This window comes from Spirillospora sp. NPDC047418, assembly GCF_040643275.1.
Classification (GTDB): Bacteria; Actinomycetota; Actinomycetes; order Streptosporangiales; family Streptosporangiaceae; genus Spirillospora.
Genome location: NZ_JBEYTW010000126.1, coordinates 1 through 24,149, shown reverse-complemented (window position 1 = coordinate 24,149; position 24,149 = coordinate 1). Strand labels below are relative to the sequence as shown.

The window sequence follows — 24,149 nt, the reverse complement described above, 5'->3', positions numbered from 1 at the left end:
GTGGACGCCCGCCGCCTCGTTGATCTGCGGCGTGTTGTTGTTTTCAAGGCGCTCATAACAACAACACGCCGCAGGTCAACGCAGCCGGTGACTCTTGGTGGACCGGCCCCGGCCTGGGCCGGGGCCGGGCGCGGGTTACTCCGTGGGGGTGCTGCCTACGAAGAGGAGGACCTGGTTCTTCGCCCACGGCACTGCGTCGTGGACGTACCAGGTGGCCGGGACCTGGGCCGGGGGCAGGGCCTTGCTCTCGTTGCCGGCCTCGTAGCGGTACTCGGGCACTGTGATGTGGCGCTTCTTCAGGGCGGCTAGTACCTCGCCCACGCGGTGGCCCCGGTAGGTCATGCCGTGCATCGCCTCGCCCGGTGCGGTGACCGGGGCGCTGCTGGAGTACTGCTCGCCCGGACGGGCCGCGCGGGCGAACACGATCTCGGCGGTGCCCTTGTAGTCGGTGCGGATGCGGACGCCGACCGGGCAGACGTCGCCTCCGCCGCCGGTCTCGCACTCGCCCTTGGCGGTGATGGTCGTGACGTCGCGGGGCTTCGTGTCGCCGCTCGTGTCCATCATGACCACGGTGCCGACGATGGACGGCGACCCAGGCACGAAGGACAGCTTGACCTTGAGGCCGTGCTGGGCGAACTCCGCCCGGTACCGTTTCGGGTCGGCGAGCGGGTCGCGGACCTTCACGTCGATGTGGTCGCCCTTGCGCGTGAACGACAGGGCCGCCACGAGGGAGACGTTCGGGCTCGGCTGGGTGGAGGTGGCGGACGGTGGGCGCGCCGGTCCGCCGTCCGAGGGGAGGACGGCCACCGCGACGGCGGCGCAGGCCAGGCCCGCCGTGGCGAGGGGGAGGCCGACGGTCAGCAGCGGGGTGCGCCGCTTCCGGGGGGCCGCGAGGGCCGGGCCGGGGGCGGCAGTGGTGATGCGGTCGGCCAGGTCGGCGGCGGCGTCGTCCGGTAGCAGTCGCGCTGCCTGGGCGTCGGTGACGGTGGCGAGGCGGGCGATCTGGGGGTCGATGTCGCGGTTCATACGTGTTCTCCATTCGGGATGCGCGCGGTGGCGGGTGCGGTGGCGGGCGGGGCGGGCGCGTCCGCGGCGTCCAGGGCGCGGGCGAAGCGGCGGCGGGCGCGGTGCAGGCGGATCCGCACGGCGTTGCGGGAGCAGCCGAGGACGGTCGCGATCTCGCCGTGGTCCAGGCCCTCCCAGCCGACGAGGGCCAGCAGTTCCCGGTCGCGGTCCGGCAGGCTCCGGAACGCGGCGGCGACGTGCGCCATGTCGCCGGCCTCCCGGACGGCCGGCGCGTCCCGGAGCAGGGAGCCGAGGTCGGCGGCCAGCGCGGAGCGGCGGCGCTCGCCGCGGTGGTGGTTGGCGAGGACCCGGCGTGCCACCCCGTACAGCCACAGCCGCGCCTGCTCACCCGGCGGGACGTCGTCGAGCCGCCGCCACGCCGTCAGGAACGTCTCGGCGAGGACGTCGGCGGCGTCCTGCGGGTCGGTGGTCCGGCGCAGCGCGTAGCCGAGGATCGGGGCGCGGTGGGCCGCGTAGACCTCCTCGAAGCGCCGCCGCCGGTCGCCGGGCGGATGGGGGTCCTCCAAGGTGGACGGCAAGCCTTCTCCTCTCCTCGCGCGCCGTTGGCGCGGTGAACTGGGCTAACACACTCCACATGTCCGGAAAGGGGGAAGCATTTCGTCCGGCTGTCCAGGGTGGGAATGGAGGTGCCGCCCACGCGGCCATGGGCGGCGTCACTGGCCGCCCGTAGCATGGACGCGGTTCGCGGGAGTTCGGAGGATGGTGCATGCGTCGTCGGCAGGGCCCAGTGTTTCCCGGGTATCTGATGATCCTGCTGGTGGCATTGCTCGGGCTGGCATTGCAGGTTTCCCCACAAACAACGCATGTCGTTCAGAAATGGGCGCTTCCCGTCATCATCCTGTGCATGCTGCTGATCCCCCTCGTCCTCGCGTGGGAGAAGGGGCAGGAGCGGCGGAACTTGGCCCGGCCGGTGTGGGCGTCCGCGGCCGACCGGTCGCCGTACCCGGGCCTGGACGCCTTCGCCGAGGAGGACGACGGCGTCTTCTTCGGGCGCGACGCCGAGATCCAGGAGCTGATCGAGCGGCTGCGGCCGGGCGGCGAGCCGCGGTCGATCGCGGTGACCGGGCCGTCCGGGGTCGGGAAGTCGTCGCTGCTGTACGCCGGGCTGCTGCCCCGCCTCCACCAGCAGCGGCGCTGGGTGGTGCTGCCGCCGCTGACCCCCGAGGACGACCCGTTCGGCAGCCTCGCCGACGCCTTCGGGAACGCAGACGCCGACGAGGTCGCGGCGCGGCTGCGCGGTGATCCCGCCGAGCTGGGGCGGCACGTCGACGCGCTCCGGCGCGGGCGGCGGAACCGGTCGGTGCTGATCGTCGTCGACCAGGCCGAGGAACTGCTGACGCTCACCTCGGACGACGACCGCGACGCCTTCCTCGGCATGCTCCAGGACGCGCTGGACGCCGACCCCAAGCTGTGGGTCCTGTTCGTGTTCCGCGCCGAGTTCCTCACCGCGTTCCTCAGCGGTGCGTCCGCCGGGCTGTTCCGGCACCCGTTCACGGTCACCGCGCTCGACCGCGCGGCGCTGCGGACGGTGATCCGGGAGCCGGCGCGCCGGGCGGGCATCACGTTCGAGCCGCCGGAGCTCGTCGCGCAGATGGCCGACGACACCGGGGACGGCACGGCGCTGCCGCTGCTCGCCTACCTCCTCCACGAGCTGTACCTGCGCGTCGGGCGCGACGGCGTCGCCACCGCCGAGGACTACCGCCGGACCGGCGGCGTCGCCGGCGCGCTCACCCGCCGCGCCGACCGTGTACTACGGGAACTGGAGGCCCTCGACCCGGCGCCGCCCGTCCTGGAGACGCTGCTGAAGTTCGTCAGGTTCACCGAGGGGCGGCCGACGCGGCGCCGGGTCCCCGCGAGCGAGCTGGACGACGCGGGCCGCCGCGTCGTGGACGCGTTCGTCCGGGAGCGGCTGTGCACCAGCGGCGAGGACGGCGACCAGGCCGTGTTCGACGTCTCGCACGAGGCGCTGTTCTCCGCCTGGGCGCCGCTGCGGCAGACGATCGCGCTGCACGCCGAGACGCTCCGCCGCCTCGCCGACCTGGCGCAGTGGGCCGCCGAATGGGACCGCTACGGCCGCCAGGAGGCGTACCTGCTGCGCGGCGAGCGGCTCGCCGCCGCCCGCAAGTGGCTCGCCGAGGCCGACGGCCTCGCCGCCGCCGAACCGCTGGTCACCGAGTTCGTCGAGATCTCGCACCGCTCCGACGGCGTCGCGATGCGGCGGCTCGCCGACTCCATCGCCCGGCAGGCGCTCACCGTCTTCCGGACCGACCCCGAGCACGGCCTGCTGCTCGCCCTCGCCGCGCACGAGGAGTGCGCGCCGACGCCGCTGGCCCGCCGGGCGCTGTCGTCGGCGCTCGCGGTGTCGCGGTTGCGGGGCGTCCTGCGCGGCCACGACGACCGGATCTGGTCGGTGGCCTGGTCCCCGGACGGCGCGCTGGTCGCGACCGCGTCCTCGGACCGGACGGTCCGCATCTGGGACGCGGCCGGCGGCGAGGTCGCGGTGCTGCGCGGGCACGAGGCCCCGGTCGTGTCGATCGCCTGGTCGCCGGACGGCCTGCGGCTCGCGTCGGCGTCCGACGACGGCACCGTCCGCGTGTGGGACGCCGCCGCCCGCGCCCGGATCGGCCTCCTGCGCGGCCACCGCGACATGGTGTGGGGCGTGACCTGGTCACCGGACGGCCACCGCCTCGCCTCCGCGTCCCGCGACGGCGACGTGAAGATCTGGGACGCCGCGTCCGGGCCGGTCGAGGCCACGCTGAGCGGCCACGGGGGATGGGTCCGCGACGTGGCCTGGTCGCCCGACGGCACCCGCCTGGCCAGCGCGTCCGACGACCACACCCTCCGGATCTGGGACGCGGCGGCGGGCCGGACGGTCGCCGTGCTGGAAGGCCACGACGACACCGTCCGCACGGTCGCCTGGTCGCCGGACGGCTCCCGGCTGGCCAGCGGATCCTACGACCGGACGGCGCGCGTGTGGGACGTGGCGACCGGCAGCCCCGGGCCGGTGCTGACCGGGCACGGCGACATCGTGTGGGCCGTGGCCTGGTCGCCGGACGGCGCCCGCCTCGCCACCGCGTCCCATGACCGGACGATCCGGCTGTGGTCAGCCGCGGAGGGCACCGAACTGGCGGTCTTCCGCGGGCACGGTGAGGCGCTGCGCGCGGTGGCCTGGTCGCCGGACGGCGCCCGCGTCGCCAGCGGGTCCAACGACCGGACCGTCCGGTTCTGGGACGCCGACCGCGCCGCCGAGGTCGCGGTGCTGCGCGGGCACGAGCGCGCGGTGTCGGCGGTCGACTGGTCGGCGGGCGGGATCGCCTCCGCCTCCCACGACGGCACCGCCCGGATCTGGGCCGCAGGCGGCGCGCGCGTCCTGCGCGGGCACACCGACGAGATCTGGGACGTGGCCTGGTCGCCCGACGGCACCCGCCTGGCGACGGCCTCCCGCGACCGCACCGTGCGCGTCTGGACGGCGGACGGCGCGCAGGAGAGCGTCCTCGCCGAGCACGGCGACTGGGTGCGGGCGGTGGCGTGGTCGCCGGACGGTACCCGGCTGGCCAGCGCGTCCGACGACCGCACGATTCGGCTCCAGGACCGCGACGGCTCCGCGCCGGTCGTCCTGCGGGGCCACGAGGACACCGTGCGCGCCGTCTCCTGGTCGCCCGACGGCGAGCGGATCGCCTCCGGGTCGCAGGACGGGGCGGTCCTGATCTGGGAGCCGCGGACGGGCCTGCGGGTCACGGCGCTGACCGTGCCGCAGGGCGCCGTGCGGGCCGTGGCCTGGTCGCCGGACGGCGCGCACATCGCGGCCCTCTCCGGCGACCGCGCGGTGCGGGTGTGGAACGCCGAGGAGGGGACGGAGGTGTCCGTCCTGTCCGGGCACGACGGCTGGCTCTGGTCGCTCGCGTGGTCGCCGGACGGCCGCGTCCTCGCGACCGCGTCCGGTGACCGCACCGTCCGCCTGTGGGACGCGCCGACCGGCCGGGAACTGTGCGTCGCGGCCGTCCACGACGACCTCATCTGGGATGTGAGCTGGTCGCCCGACGGCACCCGCATCGCCACCGCCTCCGGCGACCGCACCGTTCGCACCTGGGAGGCCGTCACCGACGGCGCCGCCCTCGTCGAACGCGCCCGCACCCGCGTCTTCCGCCGCCTGACCCCCGACGAGCGCCACACCCTGATGATCCCGGCCCCCCGCCCCGCCCCCGAGGACCAGGAGGCCCCCGCTTCCTGATCCCGGGTGCGGGGCGGGGGAGATCAGGGCGCGACCGGGCTCTGCGCGCCGCCGCCGCGGCTGAACAGGTAGAACGCGGACGTGCCGAGGCCCCTGGGCTTGGGCAGGGTCGGCGGGCGCTCGTCGTAGCGGTCGGACTCGTGGTGCCACTTGAGGATGCCGGCCAACCAGTCGCGGAGTTCGCCGACGTAGGCGTCCAGGGACGCGCGGGCGGTGTCGTCCAGGCCGAGGTCGTCGGCCAGCGCCGGGAGCTCGCCGGCGACCAGGTGCTCGAACTGGCGGCGGCGGGACGTGATGAGGTCGTTGACGATCGCCAGCGCCTCGTCGCGCCCGCAGCCGAAGAAGTTCTCGATCGCGAGGACGCCGTTGTTCAGCTCGCCCTCGTACTCGATCTCCTTCTGGTAGGAGAAGCAGTCGTTCAGCAGGCAGGCGACGTCCATCACCGACACGTCGATCTCGCGGAGCGTGCGGGTCTGGAACACCTCCGGCGGGATCTCGTGGGAGTGGTCGATCCGGCCCAGCGCCATCGTCATCTCGGAGCCGAACGTGTGCCGCCGCATCTCGACGTAGTCGACCGGGTCGGGGATGCGCGACTGGAGGTGGTTGTTCAGCTCCCAGACCCAGCTCTCCACCATGTGCTCGACGGCGGCGCGGAACTCGCGGCGGCCCCGGTCGTCCATGGGCAGGGCGGTGCGCGGCCACAGGTCGGCGAGGGACGCCTCGAAGGCGTTCTCCGGCGGGGGCGTGGAGCCGCAGTCCAGCGGCATGAACCCCGCGACCCGGGCGTTGAACAGCTTCGCCCCGGCCATGTCGCGGTCGCGGTTGTAGATGGCGGGGAAGAAGTCGTCGCCGTAGGTGCCGAACGCCAGCCACTGCGTCGCGAGGTCGAGCCCCTCGGCGCTCGCGCCGGGGTTCAGGGACGCCGCGCAGATCTCCAGCGCCATCCCGCTGAGCCGCTCGGCCGACCACACCGAGACCGGCAGCCGCGGATGCGGCGAGAACATGCCCATCTCCCGCGCCCAGACGACGACGTTGCGGCCGGCGGACTCGCGGTGCGGGTTGACGCGCGGCCGGTACGGGATGTCGAACTCGGGCAGCGGCGTCGGGCCGACCTTCTGGAACGGGACGTGCGGCAGGCTGATCCGCGCCGACTTCAGCAGCGCCGGGATGCGCGCGGCCGACATCCCGAGCGACTTCTTGTTCATGTAGCGGCTGGAGCGCATGTGCCACTCGTGGCCGCCGGACTGCCAGTCCTGGAGGGCCTTGACGTAGGCGGCGAGGCTCGCCTGCTCGGCCGGGTCGAGCGCGTGGTCGGCGACGATGTGCGGCAGCTCGGTGAGCGTGGTGTTCTCGAACTGCCGGAGCCGCGAGGTGAGCAGGTCGTTCACCGTGTCGGCGGCGGTCTGCGGCGCGACGCCCAGGAACCGCTCCATCACCAGGACGCAGTTGTTGACCTCGCCCTCGGACTCGGTCTCGCGCTGGTAGGAGAAGATGTCGTTGCGCAGGTGGACGCCGTCGGCGAAGGTGTCCTTCAGGACGCGCAGCGGCCGCGTCCCGACGACGCGTTCGGGGATCTCGACCCCGGCGGCGTGCTCGGCGAGGTCGGCCGACCAGGGCGCGCCGCCGACCTTGCGCCGCATCTCGATGTACTCGACCGGGTTCGGGACGCGCCCGGTGCTGATGTTGGACAGCTCCCACAGCGACTCGCGCAGCAGGTTCACGGTGCTCACCGAGAAGCGCTCGCGCCAGGCGTCCGACTTGGCCGGGACGGTCCGCGCCCACAGGTCGGCCAGGCCGCGCTCGACGGCGTTCGTCGCCTCGGGCGGTTCGAGCGACATGAACAGCGGCAGCCGGTCGAGGTAGGTGCGGGCGCCGTCCTGGTCCTGGGTCTTCTTGAACACTTCGAGGAAGTGGTCGTCGAAGTAGAACACCCAGACGTACCAGTCGGTGATGAGGTCGAGTTCGGGGCCGTCGCAGTCGGGATGGGTATAGGCGCACAGCAGCGCGTAGTCCATCGCCTCGAGCGCCGGCTCGTCCCAGATGTCGGGGGTGCCGGGGTCCCGGTCGTCGTCCAGCATCTTCATCTCGCGGGCCCACTCCATCGTGTGCTTCCGCGCGCCCTCCAGGTGCGGGTTCAGCCGGGCGGGATACGGGACGTAGAAGTCGGGCAGCTCGAACGGTTGCATCGACCGGCCTCTCTGTCGGCTCCGGGGCGTGGTCCGGTCGGAAACTTAGCGCAATCGCGATGTGACCGACGGTGACACTTTGCTCTCCCGGTTCCTTCGCCCTCCTGCGGGTAAGCCGGAGGTCATGACGGAGTCGAGCGAACCCGCGGAGGTCGACGGCCCGCTGGAGCAGAACCTGATGCTCGCCCGGCGGGTGGTCGACGCCGCGCAGCAGGAGATGGTGGACAAGGCGCGGCAGCGCGTCCCGGCGCTGCGGCTGGGCGCCGTCGCCGGGGCCTTCGGGGTCCTCGCGACGGCCGCGACGTACCGGATGAACGTGCTGCTGCTGGAGCGCAAGCTGCCGCCCGAGCTGGCGTCGTTCGTCGCCGCGGCGGTGTACGGCGGCGGGGCGGGCGCCGCGGCGCTGGCCGCGTCCCGCAAGTGGAGGGGGCTGCCGCCGCCGCTGCCGACCGAGACGGCCCGGCAGGTCGTGGAGATACTCTCCGACGGCGAGTGATTGACAGCGGGTAGCGGCCTCAGCAGACTCGGCGGAGTGCGCATCAGCGACCTGACCGGCGTCCGGGCGGCGCGGCCCGGCGCGATCGCCGCGGCCGCGGCGGCCCGCGTCCGCCGGTCCCGGCCGGACGCGGACCGCCGGCTGATGATCATCGCGGCGGACCATCCCGCGCGCGGCGCGCTCGGCGCGGGCGGCGACCCGGTCGCGATGGCCGGCCGCGCCGACCTGCTCGACCGGCTCCGCACCGCGCTCGGCCGCCCCGGCGTGGACGGCGTGCTCGGCACCCCCGACGTCATCGAGGACCTGCTGCTCCTCGGCGTCCTGGACGACCGGATCGCGATCGGGTCGATGAACCGGGGCGGCCTCGCCGGGACGTCCTTCGAGATCGACGACCGGTTCACCGCCTACGACGCGGACGCGATCGCGGCGGCGCGGCTGGACGGCGGCAAGATGCTGCTGCGCATCGACGACACCGACCCGGCGACGGCCCGCACCCTCGAAGCCTGCGGGCACGCCGTGTCGGGCCTCGCCCGGCACGGGCTGATGGCGGTGGTGGAGCCGTTCGTCGCGCACCGGATCGAGGGCCGCGTCCGGAACCTGCTGACGCCGGAGGCGATGATCCGCGCGGTGTCGGTCGCGTCCGGGCTCGGCGCCACGTCGGCGTACACGTGGCTGAAGCTCCCGGTCGTGCCGGGGATGGAGCGGGTGCTGGCGGCGACCACGCTCCCCGCGCTGCTGCTCGGCGGCGACTTCGCGAGCGAGGCAGGCGGCCTGGACGCGGTACTGGACGGCTGGCGCCGCGCGCTGCGCCACCCCGGCGTGAAGGGCCTGGTGGCCGGCCGCTCGCTCCTCTGCCCCCCGGACGGCGACGTCCAGTCCGCCGTGGACGCCGCCGCGGCCCTCCTCTAGCCCAAAACGTTGACCTGCGGCGTGTTGTTGTTATGAGCCGCCCCATAACAACAACACGCCGCAGATCAACGAAGGGGTGGGCCGGGGGGGCGGCTAGCCGAAGGGGACGTTGTGGCCGGTTACTTGCAGTGACAGCCCGTTGGACGACACCGTTAGGCTGCGGAACGTCAGGCCCAGGGGTAGCCCCTTTACCGGGACGGTGAAGTCTAGGGCGCCGTCCAGGTCGTCCAGGGGGAGGCCCTCGACCGACAGTGCGCGGACGCGGATCGCGTCGCCCTCCTTGGTGACGCTCGCTGTGGCGGTCGCGTCGGTGATGCCTAGGTCGATCTTCGCCTCGATGCGGTTGCCCGCGCCCGCCGTCAGCTCTAGGTCGGGATCGCCGCCCGCCTTGGCGAGGTCGCCGAACGCGATGAACGCCGTCCCGTCGACCGACCCGAGGACGCCGCGCTGGAAGCCCGAATCGACCCGGACATTCCGGGCGCGCACTTTGAGACTCGTGATGCGCACGGGCCCCTCGATAATGTTGTCCGCTTTCAGTCGCACATCGCGGAAATCACGGGAGAGCACCTGTGTCAAGAACGGGATTCCGGTGATGGCCACTTCCGGCTCGGACGGGAATCCCTGTTTACGGATCTCCGCCGCCAGTTCGTGCTGGGCGACCGCGGCGCCGGCCCGGTCAACCACGGCGACCAGCAGGAACAGCAGTACCACGAGGGCCAGGAGGGCGACGGGCCGGCGCCGCGCGGGCCGCCGGGGCAGCCGGTCGGCGCGGGTGACGGTCGCCTCGCCGGACGGCTTCGCCATGGCATTCACTCAATTCCCGGAATGGGGTCCTGTCAATATCGGCGCGGCGAATTACACTCCGGTCCATGACGGCCGTTCCCGACGCGGAATCGCGCGCGGCGCCGCTGCTGGTCCGGACGCGCGGCGGCGTGCACCGGCTGCGGGCCGGGATCGAGTACCGGATCGGCCGCGACCCCGCGTCGCACATCGTCCTCACCGACCCGCGCGTGTCGTGGTTCCACGCCGTGCTGCGCGCCGGCCCGGACGGCTGGCGGATCGAGGACGCGGGCAGCAGCAACGGCACGTTCCTCGGCGGCCGCCGCGTGACGAGCGCGCCGATCCGGGGCGAGCTGACGTTCCGGCTCGGCCACGCGGCGAGCGGCGAGGAGCTGGCCTGCTCGGACGCCGACCCGCTGCCGCACGCCGCCGTCCCGGCCGAGCGGCGGCCCAGCCAGATCTTCCGGGTCGCGCCGCGCACGCTGCGCATCGGGCGCGCCGACGACAACGACGTCGTCGTGCCCGACCTGGCCGTGTCGCGGCACCACGCCGAACTGCGCCCGCTCGTCCCCGGCCGGTACCAGATCGTCGACCTCGGCAGCCACAACGGGACCTACGTCAACGGCGACCGCGTCGGCGCCGCCGAGGTCGCCGACAACGACCTCGTCGGCATCGGGCACGCGACGTTCCGGCTGGTCGGGGACGAGCTGCGGGAGTTCGTCGACACCGGCGACGTGTCGGTCTCGGTGGCGGGCCTCACCGTCCGGACGCCGGAGGGCAAGACGATCCTGGACGGGGTCGGCTTCCCGATTCCGGAGCGGTCCCTGGTCGGCGTGATCGGGCCGTCCGGCGCCGGCAAGTCGACGCTGCTCGGCGCCGTCACCGGGACGCGCCCGGCGACCGAGGGGACGGTCCGCTACGACGGCCGCGACCTGTACGCCGACTACGACGAGCTGCGGCACCGGATCGGGCTCGTCCCGCAGGAGGACATCCTGCACACGCGGCTCGCGACGCGGCAGGCGCTGCTGTTCGCGGCCGAACTGCGCTTCCCCGGCGACACGCGCGGAAGCGAGCGCGAGGAGCGGGTCGACGAGGTACTGGACGAGCTGGGCCTCACCCCGCACGCCCGCACCCGCATCGACCGGCTGTCGGGCGGGCAGCGCAAGCGCGTCAGCGTCGCGCTGGAGCTGCTGACGAAGCCGTCGCTGCTGTTCCTGGACGAGCCGACGTCCGGCCTCGATCCGGGCCTCGACAAGACGGTCATGGAGATGCTCGGCGAGCTGGCCCACGACGGCCGGACGGTCATCGTCGTCACGCACAGCGTCGCGAACCTGGACATCTGCGACCGGCTGCTCGTCCTCGTCCCCGGCGGCCGGCTCGCCTACTACGGCCCGCCGGACGAGGGCCTAGCCCACTTCGGGAAGAAGACCTGGGCGGAGGTGTTCCAGGCGTTCGACCGCGAACCCGGCCGCGACTGGACGGCGGAGTTCCGCGCCTCGCCCCGGCACGCGCGCTACGTCGCGGGCGCGGGGGACGGCGCGGCCCGCCCGTCCGCCGCGGCCGCGCCCGAGCCGCCGCCCCCGCGGCAGTCGCGGTTCGCGCAGCTCCGCACGCTGTGCCGCCGCTACCTCGCGGTGATCGCGTCCGACCGCAGCTACCTGGTGCTGCTCGGCGTGATGCCGCTGATCCTCGGCGGGCTGACCGCCGCGATCCCCGCCGCGAAGGGGTTCACCGGGGCGCCCGGCACCAACCCGGACGCGGCGTCCAAGCTGATGGTGATGGCGTTCGCCGCGTGCTTCGCCGGGACGGGCAACGCCGTCCGCGAGCTGGTCAAGGAGCGGACGATCTACACCCGGGAGCGGGCCGCGGGCCTGTCGGCGGGCGTCTACCTGATGTCGAAGCTGCTGGTCCTGGGCGTGATCACGGCACTGCAGGCGGTCGTCCTCGTGCTGATCGGCACCGTCGGGGTGCGGCTGCCGCCGCACGGCACGTTCACCGCCGTCCTGCCCGAGCTGATGCTGGCCATGGCCCTGCTCGGAGTCGCGTCGATGGCGCTGGGGCTGCTGGTGTCGGCGCTGGTCGGCACGTCGGAGAAGACGCTGCCGCTGCTGATCGTCCTGTCGATGGCGCAGCTGGTGCTGTCCGGCGCGCTGGTGCGGCTGAACGGCAAACCGGGGCTGGAGCAGCTGGCGTGGCTGTCGCCGTCCCGCTGGGGGATGGGCGCGGCGGCGGCGACCATCGACCTCGGGCGGATCTCCCCGCCGGCCGGCGACCCGGACCCGCTGTGGAAACCGGTCGCCGCGACCTGGGCGTTCGACCTCGGCATCGCGGCCGTGCTGCTCGCCGTCTTCGTCGCCGCCGCCTGGTACCGGCTTTACCGGCTGCGTCCCCGCCGCCGCTGACTCACCCCCGCCCCTCGGGGTAGGGGCGCGGCATGGACATGCCTATCCACGCCGACATCACCCTGAACGTGAACGGCAGAGAGCACAGGCTCACCGTCGACACCCGCGCGTCCCTGCTGGACGTCCTGCGGGAGGACCTCGGCCTGACCGGGTCGAAGAAGGGCTGCGACCACGGCCAATGCGGTGCCTGCACCATCCTGCTCGACGGGCGCCGCGCGAACGGGTGCCTCGCGCTGGCCGTCGCCCACGACGGCGCCGACATCGTCACGGTCGAGGGACTGGCGCAGGACGGGGAGCTCAGCGCCGTCCAGCGGGCCTTCATCGAGAACGACGCCTTCCAGTGCGGCTACTGCACGCCCGGTCAGCTCTGCTCGGCTACCGCCGTCCTGGACGAGGCGGCCCGCGGCTGGCCGAGCGCCGTCACCGGCGACCTGGCCTCCGCGCCGCCGCTGGACGACACCGAGATCCGCGAGCGGATGAGCGGCAACCTGTGCCGCTGCGGCGCCTACGTCGGCATCGTCGCGGCGCTGCGCGAGGCGGCCGGCGAGCCGAACCGGGCGGCGGCCGACCCGCTCGGCGCGGCGCGGCAGATCCGGGAAGGGGCCCGCGCATGAGGCCCTTCGCGTACGCGCGCGCGACCACGGCCGAGGACGCGATGGCCGAGCACGACAGCGGCGCCTACTACCTCGGCGGCGGGACCAACCTCGTCGACCTGATGCGCCTCGGCGTCGAGGAGCCGTCCAAGCTCGTCGACGTGACCCGCCTGCCCTACGACCGCATCGAACGGGACCCGGACGGGACGCTGCTCATCGGCGCCGCCGTCACCAACAGCGGCCTCGCCGCCGACCGGACGGTCCGCGAGGAGTTCCCGATGCTGGCGAAGGCCGTGCTGTCGGGGGCGTCCGGCCAGCTCCGCAACCTCGCGACGGTCGGCGGCAACCTGCTGCAGCGCACCCGCTGCCCCTACTTCCAGGACGCCTCCAAGCCCTGCAACAAGCGGGAGCCGGGGACCGGCTGCCCGGCCCGCGACGGCGAGAACCAGAACCTGGCGATCATGGGGCATTCGGCGGCGTGCGTCGCGACCCACCCGTCCGACATGGCGGTGGCGCTGATGGCGCTGGACGCCTCGGTCCGGGTGCTCGCCCGGGACGGGGAGCGGACGGTCCCGCTCGACGGCTTCTACCGCCTGCCCGGCAACGAGCCGGAGCGCGACACGACGCTCGACCCCGGCGACCTGATCACCGGGGTCGTGGTGCCGCCGCTGCGCGTGCCGGCGGTGTACCGCAAGGTGCGGGAGCGGGCGTCGTTCGCGTTCGCGCTCGTCTCGGTGGCGGCGGCCCTGGAGGTGCGCGGCGGCACCATCCAGGACGTCCGGCTGGCGCTCGGCGGGGTCGCGCACAAGCCGTGGCGGGCCAGGAACGCCGAGGACGTGCTGCGCGGCGCCGCCCTCACCGGGGAGGCGTTCGCCCGCGCCGCCGACGCCGAGCTCGCGGCGGCCGAGCCGCTGGGCCACAACGGCTACAAGGTGCCGCTCGCGCGGAACCTGATCGTGCAGGCGCTGACCGAACTGGGGGAGAGGTCATGACGTACCGGCTGGAGAGCCGCGACAAGGTCACCGGGCGGGCGCGGTACGCCTTCGAGTACCCGGTGCAGGACCCCGCGTACCTGTCGGCCGTCCAGGCCCACGCGGGACGCGGCGAGGTCGTGTCCGTGGACACCGAGTCCGCGCGCCGGTTCCCGGGGGTGCTGGCCGTCCTGTCGTGCGAGAACGCGCCCCGGCTCGCGGAACCGTCGCACGGGGAACTGGCCGTCTTCCAGTCCCGGACGGTCTCCTACCGCGGCCAGTTCGTCGCGGCCGTGGTCGCCGAGACCCTGGAGACGGCGCGGGAGGCGGCGCGGCTCGTGCGCGTCGAGTACGCCGCCGAGGAGCCGGACGTCCTGCTCTACACGAACCATCCCGGCCTCTACAAGCCCGAGCAGGTCAACGCGGGGATCGCCACCGACACCGAGCTGGGCGACCCCGACGGGGCGTTCGCCGACTCGGCCGTGCGGGTGGACGTCACCTACACGACCCCGGCCGAGCACAACAACCCGATGGAACCGCACACCACCACCGCCCAGTGGAACGAGGACGGCACCCTCACGCTCTACGAGTCGACCCAGGGCCCGTCCAGCCACCAGCGGACGCTCGCGCAGATCTTCGGGCTGGACAAGGACCAGGTGCGGGTCGTGTCGACGCACGTCGGCGGCGGATTCGGGTCGAAGGGCACGCCGCGCCCCAATTCCGTCCTGGCGGCGATGGCCGCGCGGGAGGTGGGCCGCCCGGTGAAGTTCGCGGTGCCGCGCCAGCAGATGTTCGCGACGACCGGCTACCGCACGCCCACCATCCAGCGGATGCGGCTCGGCGCCGCCCCCGACGGGCGGCTCGACGCGATCATGCACGACGTGGTCGAGCAGACCTCCACGGTCGAGGAGTTCGCCGAGCAGGCCGCCGCGCCCACCCGGGTCATGTACCGGGCCCCGCACCGGCGCACGACGCACCGGGTCACCCGGCTGGACGTCCCGACGCCGTCCTGGATGCGGGCGCCCGGCGAGACGCCCGGCATGTACGCGCTCGAATCGGCCATGGACGAGCTGGCCGTCGCCGCCGGGGTCGACCCCGTCGAGCTGCGCATCCGCAACGATCCGGACCGGGAGCCGGAGAGCGGGCTGCCGTTCAGCTCCCGCAACCTCGTCGCGTGCCTGGAGGAGGGCGCCGACCGGTTCGGCTGGGCGGGCCGCGACCCGGCGCCCCGGGCCCGGCGGGTCGGCCGCAAGCTGCTCGGGACGGGCGTCGCCGCCGCCACCTACCCGGCCCGCCGCAACCCCGGGCGGGCGACGGCGCGGGCGGAGTCCGACGGGACGTTCACGGTCCGGATCGCCGCGTCCGACATCGGCACCGGGGCGCGCACCGCGCTCGCGCTGATCGCCGCCGAGACGCTCAAGGCCGACCTCGACCTGGTGCGGATGGAGGTCGGCGACAGCTCCTTCCCGACCGCGTCCGTCGCGGGCGGCTCCAGCGGGACGGCCAGCTGGGGCACCGCCGTCGTGCGGGCCTGCGAGTCCTTGCGGGGCAGGCTCAACGGGGCCGTCCCGCCGGAGGGGATCGAGGCGTCGGCCGACACCACCAGCGAACTCAAGGCCGAGGAGGAGTACGCCCGGCACGGTTTCGGCGCGCACTTCGTCGAGGTCGAGGTCGACATGGACACCGGCGAGGTCCGCGTGCCCCGCATGCTCGGGGTGTTCGCCGTCGGGCGGATCATCAACCCGGTCACGGCCCGCTCCCAGTTCATCGGCGGGATGACGATGGGCATCGGCATGGCGCTGATGGAGGAGAGCGTCATGGACGGGGAGTTCGGCGACTACCTCAACCGGGACCTCGCCCAGTACCACGTCCCGTCCTGCGCCGACGTCCGCGACATCGAGGCGGTGTGGGTGGAGGAGTCCGACCCGCACCTCAACCCGATGGGCTCCAAGGGCATCGGCGAGATCGGCATCGTCGGCGCCGCCGCGGCCGTCGGCAACGCCGTCGCGCACGCGTGCGGGGTGCGGACCCGCGACCTGCCGATCACCCCGGCGAAGCTGCTCCCGCACCTGTGACGGCAGGCGCCCGTGAGAGAGGCGACTCCTGTGGAGGTGGAGATGACCGATTGAAAAGTTCACTATCAAGGTGATGTACGTCACGCCGGTGGGTATCGATCACGTGCTCGGGGGCGCTCCCAACCCGCGAGGTGATCGCCGTGTACCAGCAGGTCCTCGATCCCGTCGCCGACTCGCTCGGCTGGAGTTCGCTCGTCGCCGCGCTGCCGCTCGCCGTCCTGTTCGTCCTGCTCGGCGGCGTCCGGATGCGCGCGTGGCTGGCCTCCCTGATCGCGCTGGCCGTCTCCCTGGCCGTCGCGATCTGGACGTACGGCATGCCCGCCGGCCAGGCGTTCCTGGCCGGCACCGAGGGCGCCGCGTTCGGCTTCTACCCGATCCTGTGGATCGTCATCAACGCCCTCTGGGTCTACAACATCACCGTCACGACCGGCCACTTCGACGTGCTCCGCCGCTCGTTCGCGTCGGTCAGCGACGACCACCGCCTCCAGGCGGTGCTGATCGCGTTCTCGTTCGGCGCGCTGCTGGAGGCCCTCGCCGGCTTCGGCACGCCCGTCGCGGTCACGTCCGTCATGCTCATCGCGCTCGGCTTCCAGCCGCTGAAGGCCGCCGTCCTGGCGCTCACCGCCAACACCGCCCCGGTCGCGTTCGGCGCGATGGCGACGCCGATCCTCACCCTCGGCAAGGTCACCGGCGAGTCCAGCGACACGCTCGGCGCCATGGTCGGGCGGCAGACCCCGATCCTCGCGCTGTTCGTCCCGCTCGTCCTCGTCGCCATCGTGGACGGGAGGCGCGGCCTGCGCGAGACCTGGCCCACCGCCCTGTTCTGCGGCGCCGCGTTCGGCGTCGCGCAGTACGTCACCGCGAACTTCATCTCGGTGCCGCTCGCCGACGTCGTCGCCTCGCTCGTCTCGGCCGCCGCTGTCGTGCTCGTCGTGCGGCTGCGCCCGCGGCCGTCCGTGCGGCCCGCGCCGGTCGCCGGCGGTGCCGCCGACGAGCCGACCCCCGAGTTCGCCGCCCGCGCCGGGTCCGGCGGGGAGCGCGACCCGCGCGCCGAGGTGGCCCGCGCCTACGCCCCCTACGCGATCATCATCGCGGTCTTCGTCGTCTGCCAGATCGACGCGGTCAAGGATCAGCTGGACAGGGCCACGCGGACGTTCTCCTGGCCGGGGCTCGACCTCACCGACCCGTCCGGCAAGCCGCTGACCCTCCCGAACTTCAACTTCAACTACCTCACCACCCCCGGCACGCAGATGCTCGTCGCCGGTCTGATCACCATGGCGGTGCTCGGCGTCGGCCTCGGCAAGGCCCTGCGCGCCTACTGGACGACCCTGGCCCAGCTCAAGTGGGCGATCATCACCGTCATGGCCGTGCTCGCCCTGGCGTTCGTGATGAACGCGTCCGGGCAGACGGTCACGCTCGGCACCTGGATGGCCGGGGCGGGCGCCGCGTTCGCGGTGCTGTCCCCGATCCTCGGCTGGCTCGGTACCGCCGTCACCGGGTCGGACACCTCGTCCAACTCGCTGTTCGGCGCCCTGCAGGTCACCGCCGCGAACAAGGCCGACCTCGACACCGTGCTGATGGCCGCGACCAACAGCTCGGGCGGCGTGCTCGGCAAGATGGTGTCCCCGCAGAACCTCGCCATCGCGGCCGCCGCGGTCGGCCTGGACGGCCGCGAGGGGGACATCTTCCGCCGCGTCGTCCTGTGGAGCCTGCTGTTCCTCGCGGGGATGTGCGTGCTCTCGGGCCTCCAGTCCACCGGAATCCTCGGCTGGATGGTCCCGTGAGGCGCGGCGCCCCCTACTGCAGGTAGCCCTCCACCTCACCGGCGGGGCGGACCTCGGCGTCCTCCGGGTTCTGTCCCGCCGCCCGCCGGGCCCGGCGCTGGCGCAGCAGGTCCCAGCACTGGTCGAGCGCCACCTCCAGGCGGCGCAGCCGGTCCTGCGCCTGCGCGTCGCTCGTCTCGGCGCGCTCGTGCGCCTCGCGGAGCGAGTGCTCCTCCTCGATGAACTCGTTGATACGGTCCAGAATCGCCTTCTCGTCCATGAAATCCGTCCGCTGAGGTTCATAAGATGCCGTCAGGTGAGAGCCTGGCATATACGGGGCCGCGCAGGTAGCGCGCCCCGGCCGAGGACGAGGTGCGGACGGTATGACGATCTGGCGGATCACCGGAGGTGAGGGCGCCTCCGGGGCGGGGGAGCGCGTGGCGCCCCGCTACGACGTCGTCGAGCACGACTCGCCGCTGCTGCACGTCGCCGCGGCGTCGTCCTCGCCCTGGCTGCGGATGCGCGGCGAGATCGACGTCTCCAACGCCCCCGCCGTCGCGGCGGCGCTGCACGCCGCGCAGGCCCGCATGCCCGCCGACGTCCACGTCGACCTCACCGGCCTCGACTTCATGGACGTCGCCGGCCTGCGCGCCTTCACCCTCGGGGCGCGCGAGATGCACGAGCACGGCCGGCTGCTCGTCCTGCACACGGTGTCGCCGCACATCGACCGGCTGTTCCGGCTGATCGGCTGGCACACCTCGCCGGGCCTGGAGATCCACTGCCGTCCGCGCGTGTAACCGGGTCATCGGACCACCACGGCCGCACCCCGGCACGGTAAACGATCGAGGAGAATACGGACGGTCCCGTGAGGATCCGCCGCATGTCCGTTTGACCCCCCAAACCACGGTTAGGAGGCATTTACAGCTCTCCGATTCCAGAGGGGGATCTCATGGCAAGGCGAAGAGAGCATCGAGAATCGCCGATGTCCGGCGAGGGCGCTGCGGCCGCGACCCCCGCTCAGGGCGCGGCGGCGGCTCCCCGCCGGGGCGCCAATGAGCCCGGCGAGCACGCGCTCTGGGAGGACCGCACCCGGGTCTTCCTGCAGCCCATCGCGGCACCGTCCATCCTCGGGCTGTTCGGATTCGCCGGCGCGACCATGATGGTCGGCGCCTGGCAGGCCGGCTGGTACGGGAACGCCGCGACCCCGCTCATCCTGTGGCCGTTCGTGCTGTTCTTCGGCGGTCTCGCGCAGTTCCTGGCCGGGATGTGGGCCTACCGGGCCCGCGACGGCCTCGCCACCGCGGTGCACGGCATGTGGGGCGCCTTCTGGCTCGCCTGGGGGCTGCTGTTCATGCTGGTCAGCGTAGGCGCGGCACCGGCCGCACTGGCACCGACGCTCGGCACCGTCAGACAGGGCTTCGCGTTCTGGTTCATCGCCCTCGCGGTGATCACCGGTATCTGCGCGCTCGCGGCGCTGGGCGAGAACATGGTCCTGGCGATCCTGCTGGCGTGCCTCGCCGTGGGCGCCGGCTTCACCGCGGCGGGCTTCTGGGCTCCGTCGAACTGGAGCCTGGACGTCGGCGGCTGGCTGTTCGTCGCGGCCGCGGTCATCGCGCTGTACGCGGCGGCGGCCATGATGATGGAGAACACCTTCGGACGCACGATCCTGCCCACCGGCAAGTACCGCGTGGCCGGCAACGTCCCCGGCGGCCGGGGCATCCGCCCGCTCGAGTACCGGCACGGCGAGCCGGGCGTGAAGATCGGACAGTGATCTTCGGCGTTTCGCCTTGACATTCCCGTTGCCTTATCCTGGGCCGAGCGATAGAGAGTCGGCCCGGAGGGGGAACGGGAATGTCATCGGCGGTCCGGCGGACGTGGCGGCGCCTCGCCCAGTCCTACACCGCGCTCTGCGCGCGCGACGACGCCGCGAAGCACGGCGTCACCATTCCGAGCGGGATCTGGGCCTGTGTGAGCTGCCACCAGCCGCATCTTGAGCTGGCCTCGCTCCAGTACCACCTGCGCACCGAGCACCCCGGCGCGACCGCCGGCTGACCCCGGCGCTACCGCCGGCTGACCCCGGCCGCCCGCCGGACCCCGGCCGCCCGCCGGACCCCTCCCGCGCCGAGCGCGGACGACACCGGACGTGCGCGTCCGGTGTCCACCCATGTCCCGAACCTGGCGCTGGCTCGCCCCCTGTCTCGACCCCCGGCGCGCCCTTCCGCGGCGCCCGGCGCCTCCCACCCTTTCGGTCGGGCCCTTACCACGGTGACCGGAGTCGGCGCATCCCGGCTTATTGGCAGGGCGCTAATAGCGTGTTACAAGTAACTCACCACTTATTGGGTCGGGGGCCTGGCACCGGGAGGGTCGCCGTGAGTACACGCAGGAAGTTCCTTCGAGACGCAGGAGTGGTGGGCGCGGTCACCGCGGGATCGATGGCCATGGGGTCGGTCCCCGCGCGGGCCGCGAGCGGAGGGCGGGTCGCCGTCCTCGGCGCCGGCGTCGCCGGCCTCACCGCCGCGCACGAGCTGATCGAGCGCGGGTTCGAGGTCGAGGTCTACGAGCGCACCGCCCTCGGCGGCAAGGCGCGCAGCATCTTCCCGGCGGGCACCGGGACGGGCGGCCGGCTCGACCTGCCGGGCGAGCACGGGTTCCGCTTCTTCCCCGGCTTCTACTTCAACCTCACCGACAACATGCGGCGCACGCCGTTCCCCGGCAACGCCAAGGGGGCATGGGACAACCTCGTCCGCGCCGACGCGTACATGATGTCGCGGCAGGGACGCCCCGACCTCACCATCCCGTTCCCGTTCCCGCTCCCGCCGCACTCGTCGATCTACGACACGACCAGCTTCCTCGCCACGATCACCTCCGGGCTCCAGACGGTCGCCAAGCTGTCGCTGACCGAGGCCGCGTTCGCCGCGCAGAAGCTGCTCGTGTACGTGACCAGCTGCGACGAGCGCAAGCTCGGGCAGTGGGACAACATCACCTGGGCCGACTACATCCGCGCCGACTGGTACTCCGACGAGTACAACAAGTTCATCGCCGACGGGACGATCCGCAACCTCGCCGCCACCAAGTCCAAGGACGCGAGCACCCACTCCATCGCGATGGTCGGAGAGGCCACCGTGTGGAGCATCCTCGGGCTCGGCAACGAGCCCGGCAGCTCGGTGGACCGGGTCCTGAACGGGTCCTCGTCCGAGATGTGGCTCGACCCGTGGATCGCGCACCTGAGCGACCTCGGCGTCAAGTTCAACGTGGGCTACGAGGTCAACTCCCTGTCCGTCTCCAACGGGAGGATCACGTCCGCGGGCGTCAAGGGCAAGTCCCCGATCTCCGCCGACTGGTTCGTCGTCGCGATGCCGTGCGAGCGGACCGTGACCCTGCTGAGCGACGCCGTCCTGAAGGCCGACCCGTCGCTGGCCAACATCAGGGGCCTGCGCACCGACTGGATGACCGGGCTGCAGTTCTTCCTCAAGAAGGAGCTGCCGCTCGCGCCCGGCCACGTCAACTACGGCGACTCGACGTGGGCGGTCACGTCCATCAGCCAGGAGCAGTTCTGGAAGCGCGACTTCGCCACCTACGGCGACGGGACCGTCAAGGACTGCCTCTCGTCGATCATCTCCGACTGGTTCACGCCGGGCACGTTCAACAAGAAGAAGGCGAAGGACTGCACGCCCGACGAGATCGCCGCCGAGGCGTGGAAGCAGATCAAGGCCCACCTCAACGACAGCGGGGAGACGCTGGTCACCGACGCCGACCTGCACTCGTGGTTCCTCGACCCGGCGATCATCCCGACCGGGAGCGGCGGCGTCACCAACGACACCCCGCTGTTCATCCAGCAGCCCGGGTCGTGGAAGCTGCGCCCGGAGTCCAAGACCAAGATCCCGAACCTGTTCCTGGCGGGGGACTGGGTGAAGACGCCGATCAACGTCACCACGATGGAGGGCGCCAACCAGGGCGGCCGCAAGGCCGTCAACGCGCTGCTGGACGCGGCCGACTCCAACGCCGACCGGTGCGACGTCCACGAGCTGTACGAGCAGCCGCTGTGGATCCCGTTCAAGGCCAACGACAGGCTCCGCTACGCGCTGCGGCTGCCGCACCAGTTCGACATCCTCGACACGCGCTGGCCCGGGCGGTGACCCTACGGCAGGGCGCGGCCCTACGGCAGGGCGCGGCGGGCGATCAGCGCCGCGTGCAGTAGCTGGAGGTGGCTCGGCCGGGCCGGATCGAGCCCGGTCAGCGCGCTGATGCGGCGGACGCGGTAGGCCACCGTGTTCGGGTGGACGTGCAGTGCCGCGCCCGTCGCCCGCCGGTCCAGGTCGCAGGCCAGGTACCGCTCCAGCGTGTACAGCAGCTCGGGCTTCGGGTCGAGCGGCGCCAGCAGGGCGGCCAGCCCGGCGAGCGCGCCGCTCGGCCGGCTGAGCTGGTAGTCCAGCAGGACGTCGGCGAGCCGGTACAGGCCGGGCGGGCGGCCCGCCCGGCGGACCAGGTCCATGATCTCGGCGGTCTGCCCGACGGCGGCGGGGATCCCGGCGGGGCCGGTGATCTCCGCCGCCGCCGTGACCGGGGTGTCGGCGCACTTGGCCGCCCGCGCCACGAGGTCGTGCAGGACGTCCCAGCCCGCGGAGAACGGCAGCAGGGCCGTCCCGCCGGCGGCGTCCAGGGTGGTGAAGGCCGGCTCGTCGGCGGCCTCGTCCAGCGCGGACCGGATCCGGCGGATCTTGCGCCGGGTCGCGATCCGGGCGCGCTGGCCGGTGCCCGCCTCGTCGGGGTGCGGGGCGAACGCCATCGTCAGCACCGCCCAGCGGGGCGCCGGGCGGTGCCCCGCGGTCTCCCCGGTCAGCAGCGCGGTCATCAGCGCGTGCCGCCCGCCGTGCTCCTGGCTGTCGAGGATCTGCCGCACCTCCAGGTAGGCGGCGCTGACCGCCGACAGCAGCAGCCGCTGGAAGTCCAGGAAGTAGCCGAGCGCCTCCTGGAGGGCGGGCAGGTCGGCCGGCTCCGCGCCGGCGGTCAGCTCGTCCCACGCCATCGCCGCGCCGATCTGGTACGCGGTGAGGATCGCGTCCAGCGGCACCCCCTCCTCGGCCCGCAGCGCCGCCGACTCGCGCTGCTCGCCGAACTCCTCCGGCCCGGCGGGGCGGCGGCGCGCCAGCACGTCCGCGAACTGCCGCAGGCTGTGCTGGACGATCCCGGCGATGTCCCCGGCGACCTCCTCCTGCGGCAGCTCCGCGTAGACGGGCAGCTCGTCGAGCAGCCGCGCGACGACCCGCCCGGTCAGCCGCGGGGCGCGGGCCCGCAGATGGGGCGCCATCGGCCGGCCGCCCATGCGCAGGGCCCGCATGCCACCGGTGTTGTCCCGCGTCACAACGGCTCCCGTAAGAGTCTGTTTTCACGCCAATTGAACGGTCTGTCCAAATTCTGGACGATCACGGCGACATCGTCCATGACGCCGGGAGTTGGCATGAAGCGTCTGTTGCACGGCATGGTCGGCGCGCTCGTCCTCGCGGGAACGGCCCTCGCCGCGACCCCCGCCCACGCGGCCACGGTGGAGTACGTGGCGCTGGGCGACTCGATGGCCTCCGGGCCGCTGATCCCGAACATCACCGGCCCGATCGGCTGCGGTCGGTCCACCCACAACTACGCCCACGAACTCGCCGACGCGCTGGGCGCCGACCTGACCGACGTCACCTGCAGCGGCGCCCGGACCAAGCACATGACCGAGTCGCAGAGCACCAGCGTCGCCGGTGTCGACACCGGCACCGTCGCGCCCCAGTTCGACGCCCTCACCGCGTCCACCACCCTCGTCACCCTCACCATCGGCGGCAACGACGTCGGGCTCGTCGGCATCGCCGAGGACTGCATCAACCTCGACCCCACCGCCACCCCCTGCAAGGGCGAGTTCGAGGACGAGGTCGCGCAGAAGACCACCGCCCTCGGGGCGAGCCTGAGCGCCGTCCTGGACGGTATCCGCGCCAGGTCGCCGAAGGCGCACATCGTCGTGACCGGATACGGCCTCTACATCAAGAAGAACGGCTGCTGGCCCTTCCAGCCCGTGCTGCCCACCGACGCCAACTTCCTGCAGGGCGCCGTCAACGCTATGAACGGCGTCATCCGCGACCAGTCCGCCGCGCACGGCGCCACCTACATCGACCTCGTCACGCCGTCCGCCGGCCACGACGGCTGCCAGTCGGCGTCCAAGCGCTGGGTGGAGGGCTACGTCCCGCTCAACCCGGCCGCCCCGCTGCACCCGAACGCGCGCGGTGAGGCCGCCTACGCCGACATCATCGGAAACACGCTCGGTGTCTGACCCCGCAACGCAAAGTTCTTCCTGTGTTGATCTTCCCAAGCGTTGATCTTGAATTTATGATCAAGGTCACAGCGCGCGACACGCCGCGCTGGCAGCGCGATTCTCCGGGAGGTCCCGTGCAGAAGGTCGAGCCACCGAAGCAGCCCCCGAAGGCCAAGAAGATCAAGCTGGAGATCAAGCGGCTGGAGAAGGTCGAGACGACCGGTCTCCGCGAAGGCGGCTGATCCTCCCCGAGCGTCCGGGGGGGCCGGCCCGCCGGCCGGGCGGGCGGTGCCAGCCCCCCCCCCGGAGGGGCCGCCGGCGGGGGGGCCCACACAAAAACCGACACCCCCCCCCCCCCCCCCCCCCCGCCC

Annotated in this window: 20 protein-coding genes; 14 read left to right on the top strand and 6 right to left on the bottom strand. The window is 73.0% G+C overall.

Features of this window, described 5'->3' with window-relative positions:
- Positions 1-135: 135 nt before the first annotated feature.
- Positions 136-1,026 carry a hypothetical protein gene (locus ABZ806_RS41210; protein ID WP_500224245.1) on the bottom strand — a complete coding sequence of 297 codons (891 nt, stop codon included), beginning with the start codon at positions 1,024-1,026 and terminating at the stop codon, positions 136-138.
- Positions 1,023-1,604 carry an RNA polymerase sigma factor gene (locus ABZ806_RS41205; protein ID WP_500224243.1) on the bottom strand — a complete coding sequence of 194 codons (582 nt, stop codon included), beginning with the start codon at positions 1,602-1,604 and terminating at the stop codon, positions 1,023-1,025. The genes ABZ806_RS41210 and ABZ806_RS41205 overlap by 4 nt, the downstream gene beginning before the upstream one ends.
- Positions 1,605-1,930: 326 nt before the next feature.
- Between ABZ806_RS41205 and ABZ806_RS41200 the strand changes: the two genes are divergently transcribed.
- Positions 1,931-5,317, top strand: coding sequence for an nSTAND1 domain-containing NTPase (locus tag ABZ806_RS41200; protein ID WP_500224241.1), 3,387 nt, complete (start codon positions 1,931-1,933; stop codon positions 5,315-5,317).
- Positions 5,318-5,340: 23 nt separating this feature from the next.
- Here ABZ806_RS41200 and ABZ806_RS41195 read toward each other — a convergent pair whose 3' ends face one another.
- Positions 5,341-7,503, bottom strand: coding sequence for a terpene synthase family protein (locus ABZ806_RS41195; protein ID WP_500224240.1), 2,163 nt, complete (start codon positions 7,501-7,503; stop codon positions 5,341-5,343).
- Between the two features lie 124 nt (positions 7,504-7,627).
- On the opposite strand from ABZ806_RS41195, the gene ABZ806_RS41190 reads away from it, so the two are divergent.
- Both ABZ806_RS41190 and ABZ806_RS41185 read left to right on the top strand, forming a co-directional pair.
- A complete protein-coding gene (locus ABZ806_RS41190; RefSeq protein ID WP_500224238.1) occupies positions 7,628-7,999 on the top strand; it encodes a phage holin family protein in 372 nt (123 codons plus the stop codon).
- Between the two features lie 36 nt (positions 8,000-8,035).
- Positions 8,036-8,908 carry a Cgl0159 family (beta/alpha)8-fold protein gene (locus ABZ806_RS41185; protein ID WP_500224235.1) on the top strand — a complete coding sequence of 291 codons (873 nt, stop codon included), beginning with the start codon at positions 8,036-8,038 and terminating at the stop codon, positions 8,906-8,908.
- Positions 8,909-9,001: 93 nt separating this feature from the next.
- Here ABZ806_RS41185 and ABZ806_RS41180 read toward each other — a convergent pair whose 3' ends face one another.
- Positions 9,002-9,712, bottom strand: coding sequence for an LmeA family phospholipid-binding protein (locus ABZ806_RS41180; RefSeq protein ID WP_500224234.1), 711 nt, complete (start codon positions 9,710-9,712; stop codon positions 9,002-9,004).
- Between the two features lie 65 nt (positions 9,713-9,777).
- Here ABZ806_RS41180 and ABZ806_RS41175 point away from each other — a divergent pair, with 65 nt between their 5' ends.
- From ABZ806_RS41175 to ABZ806_RS41155, 5 genes are all read left to right on the top strand, one after another.
- Entirely contained in the window at positions 9,778-12,090 is a 2,313-nt protein-coding gene (locus ABZ806_RS41175; protein ID WP_500224233.1) for an FHA domain-containing protein, read from the top strand.
- Between the two features lie 32 nt (positions 12,091-12,122).
- Entirely contained in the window at positions 12,123-12,704 is a 582-nt protein-coding gene (locus tag ABZ806_RS41170; RefSeq protein WP_500224231.1) for a 2Fe-2S iron-sulfur cluster-binding protein, read from the top strand.
- Entirely contained in the window at positions 12,701-13,675 is a 975-nt protein-coding gene (locus tag ABZ806_RS41165; protein ID WP_500224229.1) for an FAD binding domain-containing protein, read from the top strand. The genes ABZ806_RS41170 and ABZ806_RS41165 overlap by 4 nt, the downstream gene beginning before the upstream one ends.
- Positions 13,672-15,729 (top strand): xanthine dehydrogenase family protein molybdopterin-binding subunit, encoded by a 2,058-nt coding sequence (locus ABZ806_RS41160; protein ID WP_500224226.1) that lies wholly within the window; start codon positions 13,672-13,674, stop codon positions 15,727-15,729. Before ABZ806_RS41165 ends, ABZ806_RS41160 begins: the two co-directional genes overlap by 4 nt.
- A 140-nt stretch (positions 15,730-15,869) precedes the next feature.
- A complete protein-coding gene (locus tag ABZ806_RS41155; protein WP_500224222.1) occupies positions 15,870-17,513 on the top strand; it encodes an L-lactate permease in 1,644 nt (547 codons plus the stop codon).
- 13 nt (positions 17,514-17,526) lie between these two features.
- Here the strand turns inward: ABZ806_RS41155 and ABZ806_RS41150 are convergent, their stop codons facing one another.
- A complete protein-coding gene (locus tag ABZ806_RS41150; protein ID WP_500224220.1) occupies positions 17,527-17,772 on the bottom strand; it encodes a DUF2630 family protein in 246 nt (81 codons plus the stop codon).
- A gap of 103 nt (positions 17,773-17,875) precedes the next feature.
- Here ABZ806_RS41150 and ABZ806_RS41145 point away from each other — a divergent pair, with 103 nt between their 5' ends.
- From ABZ806_RS41145 to ABZ806_RS41130, 4 genes are all read left to right on the top strand, one after another.
- Positions 17,876-18,289, top strand: coding sequence for an STAS domain-containing protein (locus tag ABZ806_RS41145; protein WP_500224217.1), 414 nt, complete (start codon positions 17,876-17,878; stop codon positions 18,287-18,289).
- Between the two features lie 185 nt (positions 18,290-18,474).
- A complete protein-coding gene (locus ABZ806_RS41140) occupies positions 18,475-19,263 on the top strand; it encodes an acetate uptake transporter family protein (protein ID WP_500224214.1) in 789 nt (262 codons plus the stop codon).
- A gap of 80 nt (positions 19,264-19,343) precedes the next feature.
- Entirely contained in the window at positions 19,344-19,544 is a 201-nt protein-coding gene (locus ABZ806_RS41135) for a hypothetical protein (protein ID WP_500224211.1), read from the top strand.
- A 356-nt stretch (positions 19,545-19,900) separates the two neighbouring features.
- Positions 19,901-21,628 (top strand): hydroxysqualene dehydroxylase, encoded by a 1,728-nt coding sequence (locus tag ABZ806_RS41130; protein WP_500224208.1) that lies wholly within the window; start codon positions 19,901-19,903, stop codon positions 21,626-21,628.
- Between the two features lie 20 nt (positions 21,629-21,648).
- Here ABZ806_RS41130 and ABZ806_RS41125 read toward each other — a convergent pair whose 3' ends face one another.
- Positions 21,649-22,854 carry a PucR family transcriptional regulator gene (locus ABZ806_RS41125; RefSeq protein ID WP_500224204.1) on the bottom strand — a complete coding sequence of 402 codons (1,206 nt, stop codon included), beginning with the start codon at positions 22,852-22,854 and terminating at the stop codon, positions 21,649-21,651.
- 96 nt (positions 22,855-22,950) lie between these two features.
- Here ABZ806_RS41125 and ABZ806_RS41120 point away from each other — a divergent pair, with 96 nt between their 5' ends.
- A complete protein-coding gene (locus ABZ806_RS41120; protein ID WP_500224201.1) occupies positions 22,951-23,796 on the top strand; it encodes an SGNH/GDSL hydrolase family protein in 846 nt (281 codons plus the stop codon).
- Between the two features lie 56 nt (positions 23,797-23,852).
- Positions 23,853-24,020 (top strand): hypothetical protein, encoded by a 168-nt coding sequence (locus ABZ806_RS41115; protein ID WP_500224196.1) that lies wholly within the window; start codon positions 23,853-23,855, stop codon positions 24,018-24,020.
- Positions 24,021-24,149: the final 129 nt, after the last annotated feature.

Bases quoted from the DNA above. Each gene is read 5' to 3' on its own strand.
- ABZ806_RS41210 (WP_500224245.1), bottom strand. From the start codon at position 1,026: ATGAACCGCGACATCGACCCCCAGATCGCCCGCCTCGCCACCGTCACC.
- ABZ806_RS41200 (WP_500224241.1), top strand. From the start codon at position 1,931: ATGCTGCTGATCCCCCTCGTCCTCGCGTGGGAGAAGGGGCAGGAGCGG.
- ABZ806_RS41195 (WP_500224240.1), bottom strand. From the start codon at position 7,503: ATGCAACCGTTCGAGCTGCCCGACTTCTACGTCCCGTATCCCGCCCGG.
- ABZ806_RS41190 (WP_500224238.1), top strand. From the start codon at position 7,628: ATGACGGAGTCGAGCGAACCCGCGGAGGTCGACGGCCCGCTGGAGCAG.
- ABZ806_RS41180 (WP_500224234.1), bottom strand. From the start codon at position 9,712: ATGGCGAAGCCGTCCGGCGAGGCGACCGTCACCCGCGCCGACCGGCTG.
- ABZ806_RS41175 (WP_500224233.1), top strand. From the start codon at position 9,778: ATGACGGCCGTTCCCGACGCGGAATCGCGCGCGGCGCCGCTGCTGGTC.
- ABZ806_RS41170 (WP_500224231.1), top strand. From the start codon at position 12,123: ATGGACATGCCTATCCACGCCGACATCACCCTGAACGTGAACGGCAGA.
- ABZ806_RS41165 (WP_500224229.1), top strand. From the start codon at position 12,701: ATGAGGCCCTTCGCGTACGCGCGCGCGACCACGGCCGAGGACGCGATG.
- ABZ806_RS41160 (WP_500224226.1), top strand. From the start codon at position 13,672: ATGACGTACCGGCTGGAGAGCCGCGACAAGGTCACCGGGCGGGCGCGG.
- ABZ806_RS41150 (WP_500224220.1), bottom strand. From the start codon at position 17,772: ATGGACGAGAAGGCGATTCTGGACCGTATCAACGAGTTCATCGAGGAG.
- ABZ806_RS41145 (WP_500224217.1), top strand. From the start codon at position 17,876: ATGACGATCTGGCGGATCACCGGAGGTGAGGGCGCCTCCGGGGCGGGG.
- ABZ806_RS41140 (WP_500224214.1), top strand. From the start codon at position 18,475: ATGTCCGGCGAGGGCGCTGCGGCCGCGACCCCCGCTCAGGGCGCGGCG.
- ABZ806_RS41135 (WP_500224211.1), top strand. From the start codon at position 19,344: ATGTCATCGGCGGTCCGGCGGACGTGGCGGCGCCTCGCCCAGTCCTAC.
- ABZ806_RS41120 (WP_500224201.1), top strand. From the start codon at position 22,951: ATGAAGCGTCTGTTGCACGGCATGGTCGGCGCGCTCGTCCTCGCGGGA.
- ABZ806_RS41115 (WP_500224196.1), top strand. From the start codon at position 23,853: ATGATCAAGGTCACAGCGCGCGACACGCCGCGCTGGCAGCGCGATTCT.